Origin of the sequence: Fibrobacter sp. UWS1 (assembly GCF_002300445.1) — a bacterium.
GTDB lineage: Bacteria > Fibrobacterota > Fibrobacteria > Fibrobacterales > Fibrobacteraceae > Hallerella > Hallerella intestinalis.
Window position 1 is genome coordinate 384,299 of record NZ_NSGW01000001.1, and the last position, 17,494, is coordinate 401,792.

Genomic DNA, 17,494 nt, shown 5'->3' on the forward strand with positions numbered 1-17,494 from the left:
TTATTGTTATAATTTTGTTTGAATAACGCATAAAAAGGAGACATCCATGAACAAAGTCCTACTTGCTTCCCTTGCAATGGCGACGACACTGTTCGCCCAGGCGGCACCAGTGGCCACCGCAGCGCAGCCCGCGCTCGATACGACAAAAACGGCACCGGTCGCGCAGGCCGACTCCGCAAAGGCCCTCGAAGCCGAAGCGGCAAATGCAACTGCGGATTCCGTCAAGGCGGAAACCATCGCGCAGGCCGACTCCGCAAAGGCGCCCGAAGCCGAAGCGGTAAACGTGGCGGCGGATTCCGTCAAGGCGGCACCAGTAGCACAGGCCGATTCCGCAAAGGTTCCCAAAGCCGAAGCGGCAAACGTGGCGGCGGATTCCGTCAAGGCGGCACCAGTAGCACAGGCCGATTCCGCAAAGGCCCTCGAAGCCGAAGCGGCAAACGTGGCGGCGGATTCCGTCAAGGCGGCACCAGTAGCACAGGCCGATTCCGCAAAGGCTGTAAAAAAAGCGCAGCCCGCTCCGGATATGTCGATGGCAGCTGCCGATTCCGAACCCAAAAAGAAAAAGAAGAAAAGAGAACCCCTCTTGAAAGCGGGCCAATTTGAATTTGACATTAACGCCAGCTTTGAAATCCAGGCGGGAAAAACCCTCTGGGTCAGCGAAGACGACAAGAACAGCGACAACCTCGAAGAATGGTGGGGACGCGCCAACCTCGGTTTGGAAACCCGTTCAAATGATTTCAACGGTCGCATCTTGATTTATATGTATCCGGGCGACCTGCAAGACAACCAGTACCACACGCACCATACCGCCAACGGCGACACGTCCGATACCTATGAATATCGCGACCTGTTTGAAATCCACGAGGCATACGCCGAGCAGCACACCCGCTATGCGGCCATCAAGCTCGGTCGTTGGGAATTCACACAGAAGAATGGCGACTACTTCGGTAACTACGTCGATGGCTACTACAACGGATTCAAGAGCGGAACCAACAGCGAAAACGCTCTCCAGTTCTCGTTCACGCCGACGGAAACCATGTCGATGGACGTGGCGTTCATCAGCACGACGCCGAATCTCAACACCGGCGATCTCCGCTTGATGTTCCGTTTCCACGATCTTTCGGGCATTGAATTTCTGAACTTGGATCTGGGCTACCGCACAAACGTGTTCGACATTGTCCACGACGACGATACCGACGTGCAGCACACGATTTCTTTGCAGGGCAAGACGCCGATTGTAAACGACCTCGCCTACTTCTTCCTGGAAGGCGCGCTGATGGGCATTGACGCCGAAGAAACCTACAAAGACCGCTTTGGCAAAAAGCGCACCCGCACCAAGGATCTCGTGGCTCCGATTACCGGCGGCATCCTGTTTACGCCGCGCGACTACCGCATCATTCTCGAAGCGGAATACATCCACGACCGTGCAGAAACCGATTATGCGGACAAAGACAAGAAGCACGTGAAAGACGTTCTCGCCGCGTTCTACATCGAAAAGCCGCTGACCAAACGCTTCACGCTTTCTTTCGGTGCGCACAGCTACGGCACTTCCCGCGACTACGGATTTACCGGCAACCTGATCGGCACCATCCACTAATCGCATCGGAAACGATTTGAAAAATCCCGGCCAAAGCCGGGATTTTTTTGCACACTAGCGCACCCGGCAAATCAGGCGATTAAAGGGACCGATATACAAAATTCGCTTCACGCAAGTTTGGGGTTAGCGCCCTTCGATTAGTTGAAAGTTGGGAGTTGGAACTGAAAACTAATAACTCATAACTAAATATAATTGAGACTATTTGGTGGAAGACTGATTATCATTCCCCAATCAAAAATTCTATCTTTCCGCCCATGAAAAATTTTTACGTCACCACTCCGATTTATTATGTCAATGACGCGCCCCATATTGGGCACTCCTACACGACGGTCCTCGCCGACATCCTCACCCGTTTCCACAAACTTCTGGGCTACCAAACCTTTTTCCTGACCGGCACCGACGAGCACGGCCAAAAAGTCCAGCGGGCGGCGGCAAAGCGCGGCGTTTCACCGCAGGAACACGTGGACGAATACAATCTGCGGTTCAAAAATCTGTGGAAAAAAATGGATATCGGCTACGACTTTTTCATTCGCACGACCGATGCCGACCACAAGCAATTCGTGAGCCAGTGCCTGCAAATGCTCTGGGACAAAGGGCAGATTTATTCCAAAGAATACGAAGGCTGGTATTCTGTCGGCGAAGAGCGTTTTTTCACGCAAGACGAACTCGACGAAAACGGCTGCGACCCGATCAGTCACCGTCCCGTCGATTGGATAAAAGAAAAGAACTATTTCTTCAAAATGGGTTCCTATCAGCAGCAACTGATCGACTATCTCGAAAGCCATAAAGATTGGATCGTGCCGGATTACCGCTGGAACGAAATCCGCGGATTTTTAAAACAGCCGCTGAACGACCTTTGCATCAGCCGCCCGAAAGCGCGCTTGAGCTGGGGCATTCCCCTGCCGTTCGATACCGACTATGTGACCTACGTCTGGTTTGACGCCCTGTTGAACTATGTGAGCGCTGTGATGAAATTGGACGAAAACGGCAATCTGGTTCCCCGAAGGACATTTGCCAATGGAGAACCTATTTGGCCGGCATCCTACCACCTCGTCGGCAAGGACATCATCACCACGCACAGCGTTTACTGGCCGACCATGCTTTTCGCTTTGGGATTCCCTCTCCCGAAACACATTCTGGCGCACGGCTGGTGGCTCGTCGGCAACGACAAAATGAGCAAGACGACGGGAAACGTCGTCAATCCGATGGACTACATGGAAAAATACGGCGTCGATTCTTTCCGCTACTACCTCGCCCGGGATATGGTCGTCGGTCAGGATGCGAGCTTTACGCACGAAGGCTTTATTCGGCGCATCAATGGCGACTTGGCCAACGACTTGGGAAACGTTGTCAATCGCGTTCACCGGCTGGTTCTCACCCATTTCGGCGGTGTTCTGCCCAAGCCCGAATTTCCCTTTGGAGACGAAGAAAAGGCCATTCAAAATCAGTCCGAAAAATTGAGCGCATCCGTCAATGCCCTGCTGGAAAATGTGAAACTTTCCCAGGCCGTCGAAGAAATCATGTCGCTCGTGCGCTCCGTAAACCGCTACTTTGAACTCAAAGCTCCATGGAAAATGGCCAAGGAAGAAAGTCGGAAGGGCGAACTCGCCACCGTACTCTTCACCGCCGCCGAAGCCATCCGCTTGGCGCTCAGCTTTCTTTCGCCCATCATTCCGTCCAAAAGTCGGGAAGGTCTCGCCATGCTCGGCACTTCCCTCGACAGCGTTCAGGATTTGAACTGGGGAAAATTCCAGGGCGGCGAAAAATTTGGCGAAGGCGCAGCCCTTTTCCCGCGGATCGTCGAAGAAATCAAAAAGCCCGAAGCGCAAGCAAAGCCCAAGCAAAACAAGCCTCTTTCGGCAGAAGACGTCCCAGCAGCGATGGATATTCGCGTGGCCAAAATTGTCGATGTGCAAAACCATCCGGACGCCGACTCGCTCTACGTGCTAAAAGTCGATGCGGGCGAACCTGAAATGCGCACCATCTGTTCGGGCCTTCGCGCAAGCTATACTGCGGAAGAACTCCAAGGCCGCATGATCGTCCTTTTTGCCAACCTCAAGCCCGCCCCGCTCCGCGGCATCATGAGCAGTGGGATGCTCTTTGCCGGCGACACCAATACGGAACACGTCTGCAAACTGCTCACCCCACCCGAAAGCGCAAAACCCGGCGACCGCGCCCTCTTCCAGGGAATCGCCCCTTCAGCGGAAGCCCGCGTTCTCAAGGTCAAGGACTTTGAAAAAATTTCGCTCGACATACACGGCCAAGTGGTTTTCTGCGGAAAGAACGCTCTGGAAGTGAACGGACAGCCCGTCAAATGCGACGTGGCGGAAGGCGCAAAAGTCCATTAAATCCGCACTTTCGGCAACGCGCATGTATTCCGAACGCAAATTTTTGAATCTTCCGCCCAAGACCCGCGCCAAACGCTTTGCGGAACTTTTGCGGATTCTCATTTTGCAGCTGGGAAACGACATCGCCCAAGCCAAAAAGGAATACGACGATTACGCCGAATGGGCGAAGCTTCCTCCCGAAAAACGGCTGGACGGCAAGAACCAGGCGGAACTCATCGAACTATACAAAAACTTTCGGCAGGAATGCGGACTCGGTTTTGAACGGGACGTGTATCTGGAAAACGAACCCGGCGACAGACAGGATTCCGTTTTGCCCACGCTGCCTTATAGCGTCCTGGCGCACAATCTGCGCAGTGCTTTCAACGTCGGCTCCCTATTCCGCACAGCCGATTGCTTGGGACTTGAAGCGGTCCACTTGTCCGGATACACACCCGACATTTCACACGCCATGCTGAAAAGCGCCGCCCGGGGAACTGAAAAATGGGTAAAGAGCCAACGCTGGGATTCGCCGCTGGACTGCATCCAAAATTTTCGGCAGCAGGGCTACGCCATTTTGGCGTTGGAAACCGGCGAAGACGCCATCCCCATTCAGAACGTCGTCTGGCCTAAAAAAGGACTCATCCTGTTGGGAAACGAAGAACTGGGAATTGCGCCGGAACTTTTGAAAGAATGCTCCCTAAAAATCGAAATTCCCATGGCCGGCAGAAAAGCGAGCTTGAACGTCGCTAGCGCCTTCGCTATTTTAGCCTACGCCATCCGGAACGCTTACGGATTCTAACATACCCCACTTTTCCATTCCGTCTTTCTATTTTTAAAATATGGATTTGTCTTCGATTCCGGGGCTTGGACCCAAACGGCTGAAAGCGCTTTCCGAATCCGGACTGCACTCGGTTTCCGATTTGCTTTTCAACATTCCGCGCACCTGGCTCGACAGGACCCGCCTGAATAAAATCGCCGAAAGCAAAGTCGGCGAAAACGTCATCTTTACGGGCGTGATTCGGCGTTCGGGAATTGTGCCAGGCAGAATGAGCCGGGTCTTAGCCGTTCTGGACGACGGAACAGGGCAAGTGAACCTCGTTTTTTTTCGCGGGGCGAGGCATTGGGCCAAGACGATTACCGTAGGAAGCCGTTGGTGCGTCATCGGCAAGCTCGGCGATTACCGCGGCCTCCAGCTGGTCCATCCCGAAATGCAAAGAATGGAAGAGGGCGAAGAATTTGCCGGCGGAATCGAACCCGTCTATACCATCACCGAAGCGGAACACGCGGCCAAAATCGAGCAGAATTTTTTCCGAAACCTGTATCCCAAAATTTTTGCATTGCCCAATCTTTCGGTTCCCAATGCGCCACCGTCGGAACTGACGGACTATATGGGAATCGCGCCCGTTATCGAAAATTTGAAACGGCTGCATACGCCCAAAACCTTTGTCGAAGCGATGCAAGCCAAGCAGCAACTGAAAAAAATCGAACTGCTCCCCTTTTGCCTGCGGATGAATGTCCGCCGCCGCAATCTGGTCTTTCGCGGAAAAGCGCGTGACATCGACCAGGAGCTTCTGCAAAAAGCGCAAGCGTCCCTGCCATTTGCACTGACCCGCGGACAAAAAGACGCCGTCCAAAAAATTCTGGACGGACTCCAAGGAAAAAAGCAATTCCACGCCCTGCTACAAGGCGATGTCGGCAGCGGAAAAACCGTCGTCGCCATGCTCGCCATGCTTGCCGTCGCCCAGTGCGGCGAACAATGCGCCCTCATGGTCCCCACCGACATTCTGGCTCGCCAGCACTATAAAAATCTGAAGCCCTTTTTCGACGCTGCCGGCATCCGTTCCGCCCTGCTTTTGGGTGCCTGCTCCGCCGCCGAAAAAAAGACGATTTCCGGAGAGCTGCAAATGGGACTCACGCAGATCGTCATCGGAACCCATGCGCTGTTTTCCAAGGATGTCCTCTTTAAAGATCTCACCTTTGTCGTCATCGACGAGCAGCATCGCTTCGGCGTAAACCAAAGGGAAGCCCTGCTAAAAAAAGGAACATACCCCGATTTGCTGGTCATGAGCGCGACTCCCATTCCCAGAAGCCTGGCCATGACGATTTACGGGGATCTGGAACCCATCATTTTAAATGAGAAACCCGCAGGTCGAAAGCCCGTCAAGACCCGACTGGTCGCCCCCGCCAAACGGGACGATATGAAAAATTTCATTTTGAACGAAGTGCAAAACGGCAACCGCTGCTATTGGGTCGTAAGCCGTGTTGAAATCGACGACGAAGGCGGTTCTCGGAGCGTCGGCGAAGTGCAGGAAGAATTAGAAGCCTACCATTCCCATTGGAAAGTCGGAGCCGTCCACGGACAAATGGACGAAACCGAACGCGATGCCATCTTAAATGCCTTTGCCAAAGGCGACATCCAGGTTCTTGTGGCGACGACGGTCATCGAAGTCGGCGTGAACGTTCCCGAAGCCAACCTGATGGTCATCGATGCGCCCGAACGCTTTGGACTCGCCCAACTGCACCAGCTGCGCGGACGCGTGGGCAGAGGAAATCAGGAAGCCTGGTGTTTTTTAATCGTCCCACAGCAAAGCCCCGCCCACGAACGATTGACCCATTTTGCCAGCACCGATGACGGATTCAAAATCGCCGAAATGGATATGCAGGAACGCGGCGCGGGAAATCTGGAAGGTTCAGAGCAAAGCGGGGCCTGGGTTTTCCGCTGGTTCGACTGGATTGCCGACCAGGGACTGATTCAAAAAATGCTCACCCTTGCCGAAGAAATTCTGGACAACAAACCCGGATTTTCCAAAGAGACGCAGGAAAAAATCCAAAACTGGTACGCCGCCCTTCCCCAAGGAAACAGCGACGGCGTGCATTAGGAGTGGTAGCTGGCGTTTTGAAAATTACCAGCGCAAGGCGGATTCCAGCAAAGGGCTAGCCCTATGGGTCTTTATACAAAAAATGCCCGCATTTCTGCGAGCATCCTTGTTTCATCAATATGAAAACTACTTTTTGGCATCTGCAGCCGGAGCAGCAGCGGCTGCAGGAGCTGCGGCAGCTGTCGCATCTGCCGTTTCAGCAGCAGCGGCTTTCGCTTTCGACTTCGTAGAAATCGTAAAGATTACGGTGCGTTCCGGAGAAGCCAATTCGGCACCTTCCAACTTGAGATCCTTCGCATAGAAAGTCGTTCCCGCATGGAAGTCGGTAATGTCCAGCGCAACGTTTGTCGGAATCTTTTCCGGAACCGTGCTGAGTTTGATATACCGGGTAATCTGGGAGAAAAGACCGCCTTCATTCTTGACGCCGACGGGGAGACCGTTCAAAACGACCGGGACGCGAACCGTGACCGGCATTTTTTCGTCAATCTTGAGGAAGTCGATATGCTCGATGGCAAAAGAAATGGAATCTTTCTGATAGCTGTAAATGACCGCCGGATTGCCGGCCTTGCCATCAATTTCAAGATCCAGAAGCGTATAGCGCTTGCCCGGAGCGAGAATCTTCGCCACATCCTGAGCCTTGACGCTGATACTTACCGACTCTTGACCCTTACCATAATAGACCGCCGGAATCAAGCCTTCCTTACGAAGACGACCTGTTGCGCGCGACGACCCTGCTACTCTCGAGGTTGCTTTGAGTGTTGTAAGCTGCATTTTTTCTCCAGTAAAATAAAAAACCTATTGGGGTAGCTGGACTCGAACCAACGAATAACAGAATCAAAATCTGTTGTCTTACCAACTTGACGATACCCCAAAGGGTTTCCCAAAGATAGAAAAGTTTTTTCCAGTTCGCAAGGTATCAGCGCAAAAAACCGCAAAAGAAATCGGCAACGGCTTCATAACGGACAGTGGGCGCCAATTTTTTCGCTGCATTCTCCGCTTGCAAGCGAGAGGGAAACACGCCGAAAACCGAAGCTCCAGAGCCTGACATGAGGGCAAAGTCCGCTCCCAACGACAGCATTTCCTGTTTGAGGCGGGCAATCGGCGGGAACTGGGGCAAAACCGTTTCTTCAAATTTATTGAACGCGCCCGACTTGAAATCGGCGAAATCGGATTTTCGATAGGCCTTCCAACGGGCATCCCCGGAAGGAATGCAACCCGCATAGGCGGCCTTTGTAGGCACGGCACACAGCGGGGTCGCCACCAGCAAAGCGGAACCCGCGGGCAATGTCAATGGAGAAAGCGGAGTGAGCCTGTCTCCAATGCCTTCGGCAAAAGCGCTGCCCCCGCAAATCAAAAAGGGAACGTCCGCACCGATTTTCGCCCCCAGCGATTCCATTTCCCGCGAAGAAAGATTCAAGTTCCACAAACGGTTGAGCAGCCGAAACGCCGCCGCGGCATCGGCACTGCCCCCACCGAGCCCCGCCCCGAGCGGCATCTTTTTTTCCAGATAGAAATCCGCGCCCGCCCGAACGCCAAGCTCCTGTTTCAACAGAAGCGCCGCCTTATACACCAAATCTTTTTCTAGGGGATATTCCTGTGGAAAGTTGTAGCGCATGGAAATCTCCCCCGACGTATTGGCCTCCGCAGAAAGCTCGTCGCCCACATCAATCGTCTGGAAAAGAGTTCCCAAATCGTGATAGCCGTCGGGACGTTTGTCCAGAATGTCCAAAAAAAGATTGATTTTCGCCGGAGCAAATTCATGAATCATCTGAAAAATCCTTTTGTTTTGTAAGAACCGAATCCGTTTAAAACTTCCTGTTTAAGAGACCATTTGTGAGAGTCGCCAATGCGATGCACCGCAACAATCTTTTGAAAATACATTTTTAGAGGTTGCCATAAATCGTGTCATGGACGACAAGCGTATCCCGAATGAAAATCGTATCGCGAACGAAAACCGTGTCATGCACAAACTTGGTGACCGTCACCGTCACAACAACAGAATCCGGAACGGGATCTGCCTTTTTTTTCGGCGGCGTCGCATTTCCAGATGAAGAAGACTGCGGCGATTTTTCTAATAGGGCACTCGACGAAGAAAGGACGACTCGCGAAGAAGAGGAACTCGCCTGCGAAGAAAGATTTTGGCTGGACGAACTGGAACCAGCGGGAGCGGTTTTCGCTTTTTCAATTTCCGCCGAGAGCGAATCCCGGCGTGCGCCCAGCTCTTTCAGGTGCATCTTGTAACGCGATTTCCGAACGGAACGCCGTTCCCGCGAATAACGCCACTGCGTTTCTTGAATTTCATTGTCGATATCGGCGAGCTGCTGATACATGGCACCTTCGCCCTGCGGTTCCGCCTTGGAACTGAAAAAACTCGTAAAGGAATCCCACAAGGATTTCTTCTGGGGAGAATCTTCCGCAAAAGCGTTCAAAGCCAACGCCGACAAGAGTACAAGAAAAAATTTTCTTTTGAACATGGCACAACAATAAAAATTTTCACTCTCCCTTGTCCAAACCGGCATTTCTTTATTACATTTGTAACGCCTGCGGAAATAGCTCAGTTGGTAGAGCGTCAGCTTCCCAAGCTGAACGTCGAGGGTTCGAGTCCCTTTTTCCGCTCGAAAAGAACCCACTGGTGCAAGCCAGTGGGTTTTCGTTTTCTGCAAAATTTCGAGCGAATTTTTCGTTTTTCCAAGAAAAGCACCCTTCGGGGTGCTTTTTCTATTACAGGCGTTTCAAAACCGCCTGTGCATGATGGAAGAAGCCTTCGGTATTCGCCATTTCCGCAATCGCTTTGCCGTTTTTCAGAATCGCCTTCTGCGAATACTGGATGACGCTCATGCGCTTGACAAAATCATAAACGCCGAGAGGACTCGAGAAGCGCGCCGTCCCATTGGTCGGCAACACGTGATCCGGACCGGCAAAATAATCGCCGACGGGTTCGCTGGACCAAGGACCGATAAACACGGCTCCCGCGTTCACAATGCTTTGGGAAAGCTCTTCCGCTTCTCGCGTCATGATTTCCAAATGTTCCGGAGCGATCCGATTGGCAATCGCCACGCCATCGAACCAATCCTTGACGACCAGAATCCGCCCGAAATTTTCCAGGACCTTTTCGAGCAGTTCCTTTTTCGGGGAACGCTCCACCTGCTCGTCCACGCATTCGGAAATCATTTTAGCGGTATCCATATTGTCGGTAATGCAGAGAGCCGCTTCAAAACCGGAGCCGTGTTCCGCCTGGCTCAAAAGGTCAGCCGCCACAAAATCGGGATCCGCCGAGGAATCCGCCAAAACGAGAATTTCCGAAGGGCCCGCAATCATGTCGATATCTACGACGCCAAAAACTTCCTTCTTGGCAATTGCCGCAAAAACATTTCCCGGTCCGACAATCTTGTCCACGGGTTCAACGCCTTTCGCGCCGTATGCGAGCAGCGCAATCGCTTGCGCACCGCCGATGTGGTAAACTTCCGAAATGCCGAGTTCGCGGAGAACGAAAGCGACCGACGGATGAATCCCGTCTTTTGCCGGAGTCGTCACGACAATTTCATCGACGCCCGCGACCAAAGCCGGAACGGCATTCATAATCACCGTGCTGGGATAGACCGCAGCACCGCCCGGCACATAAAGCCCGACACGCCGCATAGGGCGAATCCGTTGTCCAAGCACTTCGCCATTCTTGCCCTGAAACGAAAAGCCCTTCAGGTCATTCAATTCGTGCTGATGAAAAGCGACAGCGTTTTTGATCGCCTGGCGCAACGCCTTTGCCAAAGTCGGGGAAACTTTGTCGGCGAGCTTTGCGATTTGGCTTTCTGAAACCGACAGCTTTTTACCCTGAAGTCCGTCAAACTTTTGCGCATATTCGACAGCCTTGGCCATGCCGCCCGTGCGAACGTCTTCCAGAATCTTTTTGACTTTCTGGTGAATTTCTTCCGTCGGAGCGACGCCCCGCGCACAAATGCGATCGACTTCTTGCGAATTCTGCTTGACCTTGATGATTTTCATTTGCCACTTCCTTTTAAGGATTCCTGATACAACTTGTAGGAGAGCCCGTCCACCAAAGCAAACCACGAGGCCTCGATGATGTTCGTCGAAACTCCCGCCACATGCCAGACCCCGTTTTCGTCGCCAAAGGTACTCCAGACCCGAACATGGGCATCGGAACCGACATTCGATCCGAGAACGCGTACTTTAAAATCCTTCAGGTGGACGTTTTTCATATAGGGATAGTAGGGCACGAGCGCTTTGCGCAATGCCGCATCCAAAGCGTTCACCGGGCCATCGCCCTCCGCCACCTGATGGCTTATCTCGTCTTTGACGCGCAGCTTGACGGAAGCCTGCGACACGCTGACGCCCTGTTCCGAACGGTCCTCGATGACGCGGTAATTCTCCACGGAGAAAGGCGATTCAAAACGCCCGAGAGTGCGATAGACGAGCATTTCAAAACTCGCTTCAGCACTGTCGAAATGCCAGCCCGCATTTTCGCGTTCCTTGATCAAGCGCAAAAGATTTTGCACCTTCGGATCTTTCTTGTCCACTTCGATATGCAGCAGTTCCTTGATTTTTTCCACCACCAGGGAACCGCCCGCCTGATCGCTCGTCACAAAGACGCGATTGTTCCCCACCAGTTTCGGATCGACGTGTTCAAAACTCCGGGAGACCTTCATCACGCCATCGATATGGGCTCCGCCTTTGTGGGCAAATGCCGCATCGCCAACATAAGGCGAATGGACGTCACTCGGGAGATTCACAATCTGATCCAAAGCGAGGCTCACCTTGCGGAGTTCCTTCAAATTTTTACCGCAATAGACATTCTTTTGCAATTTCAGAACCAGATCGGCAGCGATAGTCGTGAGGTCCGCATTGCCGCAGCGTTCCCCGTAGCCATTCAACACGCCCTGAATCATTTGCGCACCAGACTTGACCGCCACCAAGGAATTGGCCACGCCGACTCCGCTATCGTTGTGCGCATGAATGCCAAGCGGGACATCGGTCACTTTTTTGACCTCTTCAAAAATCCCTTGCAACTCCCAGGGCATCGTGCCGCCGTTCGTATCGCAGAGGACGATAAAATCCGCGCCGCCGAGAGTCGCCGCCTTGATGGTTTCCAGCGCATATTGCGGATTCGCCTTGTAGCCGTCAAAGAAATGTTCCGCATCGTAAATGACTTCTTCGGAATGCTCCTGAAGAAAACGGATGGAAGATTCTATCATGTCCAGATTTTCTTCGAGGGTCGTGCGGATGACATCGGTAACGTGCAAGTCCCAGCTTTTGCCAAAAATCGTTTTGACCGGAGCGCCGCTCGCCACCAGAGCCTGAAGCAGCGGGTCGTTTTCCGCCAGAATCTTGGGACGGCGAGTGCTGCCGAACGCCGCCACTTTCGCATGGTTCAACTGCATTTCGCCAATGCGCTTAAAAAATTCGACATCCGTCGGATTGCTGGGATTTGGCCAACCCCCTTCGATATAATCGAATCCAAAAGTGTCCAGCAATTTGGCGACCTGCAATTTGTCCGCCAAGGAAAAGGAGATTTTGCGGTCCTGATTGCCGTCGCGTAAAGTAGTATCGTAAAGAAATACGTCTTGCATAGCGATTTCAATTTAGCAATAAAAAATCCGCTTTTTGAATTTTTTACCGGGCAACCATGGCGGAACGCACCGATTCCGCCTTTTCCTTGCCTTCCAAAAGTTCCAAGAGCGCAAAGCCGAATTCTTCCGCCGTTCCCGGAGCGCGGCTCGTGAGCAATTTGCCATCGACAACAACCCGTTCCTGGGAATAGGAACCGCAATGCGGCAACACATCCGTTTCCGTAGAAGGATAGCTGGTAACGCGCCTGTCGTGCAAGATTCCCGCCGAAGCGAGAACTGTCGGCGCAGCGCAAATCGCCGTCACCCATTTATCCGCCGACGCAAAGGAACGGACCGCATCCAGAACCGCTTCCGAAGCCCGCAGATTTTCTACGCCCAAACCGCCGCCGGGCAAAAACACTCCCGAAAACAACGAAATGTCCACGTCCGAAAGCAGCACGTCCGCCTTGACCTGCAAGCCGTGCGCCCCCTTCACATTCAACTCTTTACGGACACTCGCCAGCGAGACCTTCACGCCGCCGCGAAGCAAAATATCGAACGGGACGACCATTTCCGTTTCTTCAAAACCGTCCGCCAACAAGAACAAAAAATGATTCTGCATAAAACTTCCTTTGGTTTTTGCAAAAAATACATTTTCAAAAAAATCGGAGACGACCGTTGCACTGTCGGTCTTTCAAAAAAACGGAACCCATATACAAAATTCCACCGATTTGCTTGGTTGGTGAGCTTGTCGAACCATGGTCAGAGGTTTGTAATTAGTGATCAGTGATTAGTTGTCAGTTATCAGTTGTTAGAGTTCATAGGGAAAACAGCATCCTCCTACGAGCATCCCTGAAATTTGGAATCTTTGATTCCGTAGTTGAAGTATCCCTGCAAGGGACCGTCATTGCGAATTTGCCAAGGAGAAAATCAGCCACATTTGAAAGCGACCGTCACCCCGAACCCCGGAGGGGTTATACGACACTTGTCAATTTATTGACTTAGTGGAGTTATCCTCTATGTGGATATACGACACTTGGTAACTTTGTTACCTTAGTGGAGTTATACTCGAAGTGTAGAAGCAATCCTTTTCTCGCTGACAAGATTGCCACGGCGCTATCGCTGCTCGCAATGACGAGATGCCTGCACAGATTAAGCATCCCTGCAAGGGAGAATTCGCCTAAAGGAAGCTGAGCCCCCAAGGCTTATGGGGCGCAGACGAGCATCTCACAGTCTGCGAGAAGAATTTATTATGTGAAAAAGAAAATTCCCACTTTGAAGAAGAGTTCACCTTGCGAAAGATAATTCACACTTGGGAATGCGGACAAAAAGTTGGACACAATTGAGGTCCGTACATGCCCTATTACTCCTTATCACAGATAGCCAAGGCACTGAAAACAGCTACTCTTCCTTGGAATGTCCCGGGCATTCGCCGCCGCAGGGACAGTGGAAGCAATCGCCCGTTTCCGCATAATCCTTGCCCGTCCAGCAATACGTGCAAAGCTGTTCCGCCGGAAGCCCAATCGCATGAACCAAATCGTCAATGCGCTGAAAGGCGAGCGACGTCAGATTCAATTTGTTGCGGACGTATTCCACCATTTTTTTGTAGGGTTCGCCATCCGGATTCGTATATTTTTCCACATCCGCGTTCTCACCTTCCTGTTCCCGAATGTATCGACGGGTAATCAAATCGTATTCGCTTTTAGAACGGGAAAAATTGATGAATTTGCACGGATAGACAAGCGGCGGGCAGGCGATGCGCATATGCGTTTCTTTACAACCCATCGAATAGAGTTTTTCCGCCTGCTTTCCCAGCTGGGTTCCGCGGACAATGGAATCGTCACAAAAAACAAGACGTCTGTCCTTGATAAGCCCGGAAATCGGGATGAGCTTCATCGACGCGACGTGTTCCCGCTGACGCTGGTCCTGCGGCATAAAGGAGCGCGCCCATGTCGGCGTGTATTTGACAAACGGACGTGAAAATTTGATTCCCGCTTCATGCGCATAGCCCAGCGCATGGGAAGTTCCCGAATCGGGAATGCCGCAAGCCGCATCCGCAAGCGTAGGCGTTCTTTTCGCCAGCGCGCTCCCACAACGGTAGCGGGTCATTTCCACATTGCGACCTTCATAGCTGGAAGCGGGATAACCGTAATACACCCAAAGGAAAGAGCATATCGCCATTTTCTTTCCGGGAGGAACCAGAGTCGATTCTCCATCCGGAGTCAATTCCACGACTTCGCCCGGACCCAAATCGCGTACATACTCGTATCCGAGATTGGGAAGCGCGCAACTTTCCTGCACGGCGATCATCGCCCCGTCCTTTTTGCCGATGACGATAGGAGTTCTGCCCCACTTGTCCCGGCTTGCGTAAAATTTTCCACTGCGATCCAAAATCAGGAGAGAGCAGCTGCCCTTCACCTTGTCCTGAACATAGCGAATGCCATCCACAATAGAATCCTGCGTGGCAATCAGGGCCGAAACGACTTCGGTCGGTCCGACCATTCCGCTCGTCGTCGAAAACTGGAGCTGCATACAGTTGTTGCGGAAAAGTTCTTCCTTCAATTCTTCGATATTTGAAATGAGCCCGACAGTGACGATAGCAAACGTCCCCAGTTTTGAAGTCATCACGAGCGGCTGCGGATCGGTATCCGAAATCACTCCAACGCCGACGTTTCCCGAAAAAGAGCGGAGGTCATGTTCAAATTTGCTGCGGAACGGCGTATTCTGGATATTATGAATCGAACGGTGAAAATTGCCGTCCGGCTTCAACACGGCCATGCCGCCCCGATGGGTTCCAAGATGTGAATGGTAATCGGTTCCATAAAAAAGATCGCTGACACAATCTTGTCTAGAAACAACGCCACAAAAACCGCCCATATACAGCTCCTTGATTCAAAAGGATTTTTTCGGGAAACAAAGATAGAAAATTACCAAGACTTGAGAATAGCGCCAAAACGGGAAAAACGCCGTCTCAGACACATCCGATGGAGATGGAAGAAAATTCCTGCCGCCCTTCGATAGGCTCCGAGACCGCTGGTTAGCGTGTTTCGACAAGGCAATTTTTAATGGAGGCCTTATTAAACTTTTACATTGATAAACGTCCATTTTCCAAAAAGAAATCTAGTTTCGTAAAAAGCATTTTTTGAGGAATGAATATGCGGATTTTCATGACTGGCGGAACCGGCTTTATCGGCCACTACGTGGCCAAGGAACTTGTAGCTTGCGGACACGAGATTGTGATTCTCACCCGGCACCCGGACAAAATTCCAACGCTTGCCCATCATCCACAAGTCACTCTGGTGACAGGATCCATTCAGGACGTTGCCGCCATATCCAAAGGACTCGAAGGCTGCGACGCCTGCATCCATATCGCACTGGGCTGGGGAGAGACCCCTCTTTCCATGCTGGAGAACGACACCCGATCTTCCGTCCTTATTTTGCAAGCCGCCGCCAAAGCGGGCTGCCAAAAATTCATCTATACCAGCAGCACGGCGGCCATGGGAAAATTCCGCGCCGTCATGAACGAAAATGTTTCAAACATTCCCATCGACCTTTACGGAGCGACCAAAGCTGCCGGCGAAGCCTTTGTACTGGGCTTTCGCTCCACGTCGATGAAAAGGAACATCATCCGTCCCGGCTATACCTTTGGAAATCCCGCGTTTTCATCCGATGGGGTAAGCCAACCGGACAAGCGTTTCGCCTTGATGGCGCAGGCGATCGTTCGCGGCGGCGAAATTTCTCTCATCAAAAACGATGGCACACAGTTTATTTCGGCGGCGGATCAGGCCAAACTATTCCATCGGGTTCTCGACAGCGATTACAACGAAGAAATTTTCCTCGGACTCGGTTCGTCTTGGATTTCCTGGCGCAAAATAGCCGAAAGCATGATCGCCAAATACGAAGCCATCACCCGACAAAAATGCTCCGCAAAAATTGTGGAGCAAGATCTGGGATGGTCCGACAGACCCATGCTGTTTTCCGTCGAAAAAATCGCAACCACATTCGGATTAAGCTTTGACGCCCACGCCGAAATTGAAAACCACATCGAGTGGCAACTCAAGAAGACGCTAGCGAATTCTTGAGAAAAGCAATTGCTTTGTGGTAAGAAGGACTCAGCGACTCGTAAAGTTCCAACACGCGCAAAAGCCGTTTTTTTCCCGGTTCGATATACGCTTCAAAGCTCTGGATTTTCTTTTCCGTCGAAAGGAAACAGAATGCGCCCAAAGCCTGCATCAGGCGTTGCAAACTGGCTTGAATAAATAGAGTCCAAGCGTCTTCGGGACTAAAGGACTGCGAGACAGGCAAATAAGTCCGATACCATTCCGTGAAAAAGTCCACAACGATTTCTTCGGGAAGGGAGACATACGGATCCCACAAAAGCGAAGCGATATCATAGAACATGGATCCTCGGCGCGCGCCCTGAAAATCCACGAATCCCACTTCGGAATTGCTGCACACCATGATATTCTGCGACTGAAAATCCCGATGCATCAATACTTTCGGATGCGTATCCACCATGCACGCCAAAGTCGCAAAGAAGTTTTCCACTTCCATCGGAATTTCCGTGATTCCCTGCTTTTTCTGCAAATAGTTCATCCGGAAATAATCGGTTTCCCACTTGAGCGCATCGTAATCAAAACGCCGTGCGGCAATATCCGGGCGAGAAAGGAAAAATCTCGAACTGGATTCCTGCCAACGCACAAGCGCTTCGATGGCCACCGGATAAAGAATGCGGACATTCCCCGTCAGTTCCCCGTTGTTCAGCATTTGCGAAAGAAGCGTATTTTCTCCCAAATCCTGCATCAGGACCTGACAGGATTCTTCATCGACTGCCCAAATTTCAGGAGTCGGCAACTTGAACGCCGAAAACGACCTGCCCAAAGAAACGAAACGTTCAAAATCCTCGTTGGCGGAAGCATTCGTCTGGAGAATGGCGGACTTGCCGTTTTCACGAATACGAAAATACTGTCGCCCAGAGCCGGCAGAACCGGCGAGAGACCAAGTTGCGGAAGAAGAGAATCCCCTATTGCCAAGGGTCTTGAAAATTTTAGCACCTATTTGCGGCATTTCAACAGCCATGATAAACCGTCCTATCTGTTTTTTCCTTAATCTACACCATTCCGCGCATGA

General features: G+C 51.8%; 13 protein-coding genes and 2 tRNA genes. 6 read left to right on the plus strand and 9 right to left on the minus strand.

The genetic code is table 11. The annotated features are described in order from the left end of the window. Nucleotides 1-46 precede the first annotated feature (46 nt). The 4 genes from BGX14_RS01545 to BGX14_RS01560 all read left to right on the plus strand — a co-directional run bounded on the left by BGX14_RS01545 (nucleotide 47) and on the right by BGX14_RS01560 (nucleotide 6,803). Nucleotides 47-1,597 carry a hypothetical protein gene (locus tag BGX14_RS01545; RefSeq protein WP_095878866.1) on the plus strand — a complete coding sequence of 517 codons (1,551 nt, stop codon included), beginning with the start codon at nucleotides 47-49 and terminating at the stop codon, nucleotides 1,595-1,597. 254 nt (nucleotides 1,598-1,851) lie between these two features. Further along, nucleotides 1,852-3,945 (plus strand): methionine--tRNA ligase, encoded by a 2,094-nt coding sequence (gene metG, locus BGX14_RS01550; protein ID WP_233126364.1) that lies wholly within the window; start codon nucleotides 1,852-1,854, stop codon nucleotides 3,943-3,945. Between the two features lie 22 nt (nucleotides 3,946-3,967). Further along, nucleotides 3,968-4,723, plus strand: a complete 756-nt coding sequence (locus tag BGX14_RS01555; RefSeq protein WP_095878867.1) for a TrmH family RNA methyltransferase — start codon at nucleotides 3,968-3,970, stop codon at nucleotides 4,721-4,723. Between the two features lie 40 nt (nucleotides 4,724-4,763). Then, nucleotides 4,764-6,803: an ATP-dependent DNA helicase RecG gene (locus tag BGX14_RS01560; RefSeq protein ID WP_095878868.1), complete on the plus strand. Its 2,040-nt coding sequence runs from the start codon at nucleotides 4,764-4,766 to the stop codon at nucleotides 6,801-6,803. A 126-nt stretch (nucleotides 6,804-6,929) separates the two neighbouring features. On the opposite strand, the gene BGX14_RS01565 is transcribed toward BGX14_RS01560, so the two are convergent. The 4 genes from BGX14_RS01565 to BGX14_RS01580 all read right to left on the minus strand — a co-directional run bounded on the left by BGX14_RS01565 (nucleotide 6,930) and on the right by BGX14_RS01580 (nucleotide 9,277). Further along, nucleotides 6,930-7,574, minus strand: a complete 645-nt coding sequence (locus BGX14_RS01565; RefSeq protein WP_073305832.1) for a 50S ribosomal protein L25 — start codon at nucleotides 7,572-7,574, stop codon at nucleotides 6,930-6,932. A 27-nt stretch (nucleotides 7,575-7,601) separates the two neighbouring features. After that, nucleotides 7,602-7,674 (minus strand) — tRNA-Gln (locus tag BGX14_RS01570). 45 nt (nucleotides 7,675-7,719) lie between these two features. Then, nucleotides 7,720-8,571, minus strand: coding sequence for a 4-(cytidine 5'-diphospho)-2-C-methyl-D-erythritol kinase (gene ispE, locus BGX14_RS01575; RefSeq protein ID WP_233126365.1), 852 nt, complete (start codon nucleotides 8,569-8,571; stop codon nucleotides 7,720-7,722). Between the two features lie 115 nt (nucleotides 8,572-8,686). Continuing rightward, a complete protein-coding gene (locus tag BGX14_RS01580; RefSeq protein ID WP_073305831.1) occupies nucleotides 8,687-9,277 on the minus strand; it encodes a hypothetical protein in 591 nt (196 codons plus the stop codon). Between the two features lie 69 nt (nucleotides 9,278-9,346). Here BGX14_RS01580 and BGX14_RS01585 point away from each other — a divergent pair. Beyond that, nucleotides 9,347-9,419 (plus strand) — tRNA-Gly (locus BGX14_RS01585). A gap of 105 nt (nucleotides 9,420-9,524) precedes the next feature. On the opposite strand, the gene hisD is transcribed toward BGX14_RS01585, so the two are convergent. From hisD to BGX14_RS01605, 4 genes are all read right to left on the minus strand, one after another. Then, nucleotides 9,525-10,802, minus strand: a complete 1,278-nt coding sequence (gene hisD / locus BGX14_RS01590) for a histidinol dehydrogenase (protein ID WP_078776249.1) — start codon at nucleotides 10,800-10,802, stop codon at nucleotides 9,525-9,527. After that, on the minus strand, nucleotides 10,799-12,385 hold the full coding sequence (gene cimA, locus BGX14_RS01595) for a citramalate synthase (RefSeq protein ID WP_095878869.1): 1,587 nt from the start codon (nucleotides 12,383-12,385) through the stop codon (nucleotides 10,799-10,801). Before cimA ends, hisD begins: the two co-directional genes overlap by 4 nt. Nucleotides 12,386-12,428: 43 nt before the next feature. Next, nucleotides 12,429-12,986 (minus strand): DJ-1 family glyoxalase III, encoded by a 558-nt coding sequence (locus BGX14_RS01600; protein WP_095878870.1) that lies wholly within the window; start codon nucleotides 12,984-12,986, stop codon nucleotides 12,429-12,431. 779 nt (nucleotides 12,987-13,765) lie between these two features. Next, the gene (locus BGX14_RS01605) at nucleotides 13,766-15,241 is read right to left on the minus strand and encodes an amidophosphoribosyltransferase (RefSeq protein WP_095878871.1); all 1,476 of its coding nucleotides are present in this window, start codon (nucleotides 15,239-15,241) and stop codon (nucleotides 13,766-13,768) included. A 272-nt stretch (nucleotides 15,242-15,513) separates the two neighbouring features. Here BGX14_RS01605 and BGX14_RS01610 point away from each other — a divergent pair, with 272 nt between their 5' ends. Beyond that, nucleotides 15,514-16,446, plus strand: coding sequence for an NAD(P)-dependent oxidoreductase (locus BGX14_RS01610; protein WP_233126366.1), 933 nt, complete (start codon nucleotides 15,514-15,516; stop codon nucleotides 16,444-16,446). Here BGX14_RS01610 and BGX14_RS01615 read toward each other — a convergent pair. Further along, a complete protein-coding gene (locus tag BGX14_RS01615; RefSeq protein ID WP_158223194.1) occupies nucleotides 16,421-17,443 on the minus strand; it encodes an aminoglycoside phosphotransferase family protein in 1,023 nt (340 codons plus the stop codon). The genes BGX14_RS01610 and BGX14_RS01615 overlap by 26 nt on opposite strands. Nucleotides 17,444-17,494: the final 51 nt, after the last annotated feature.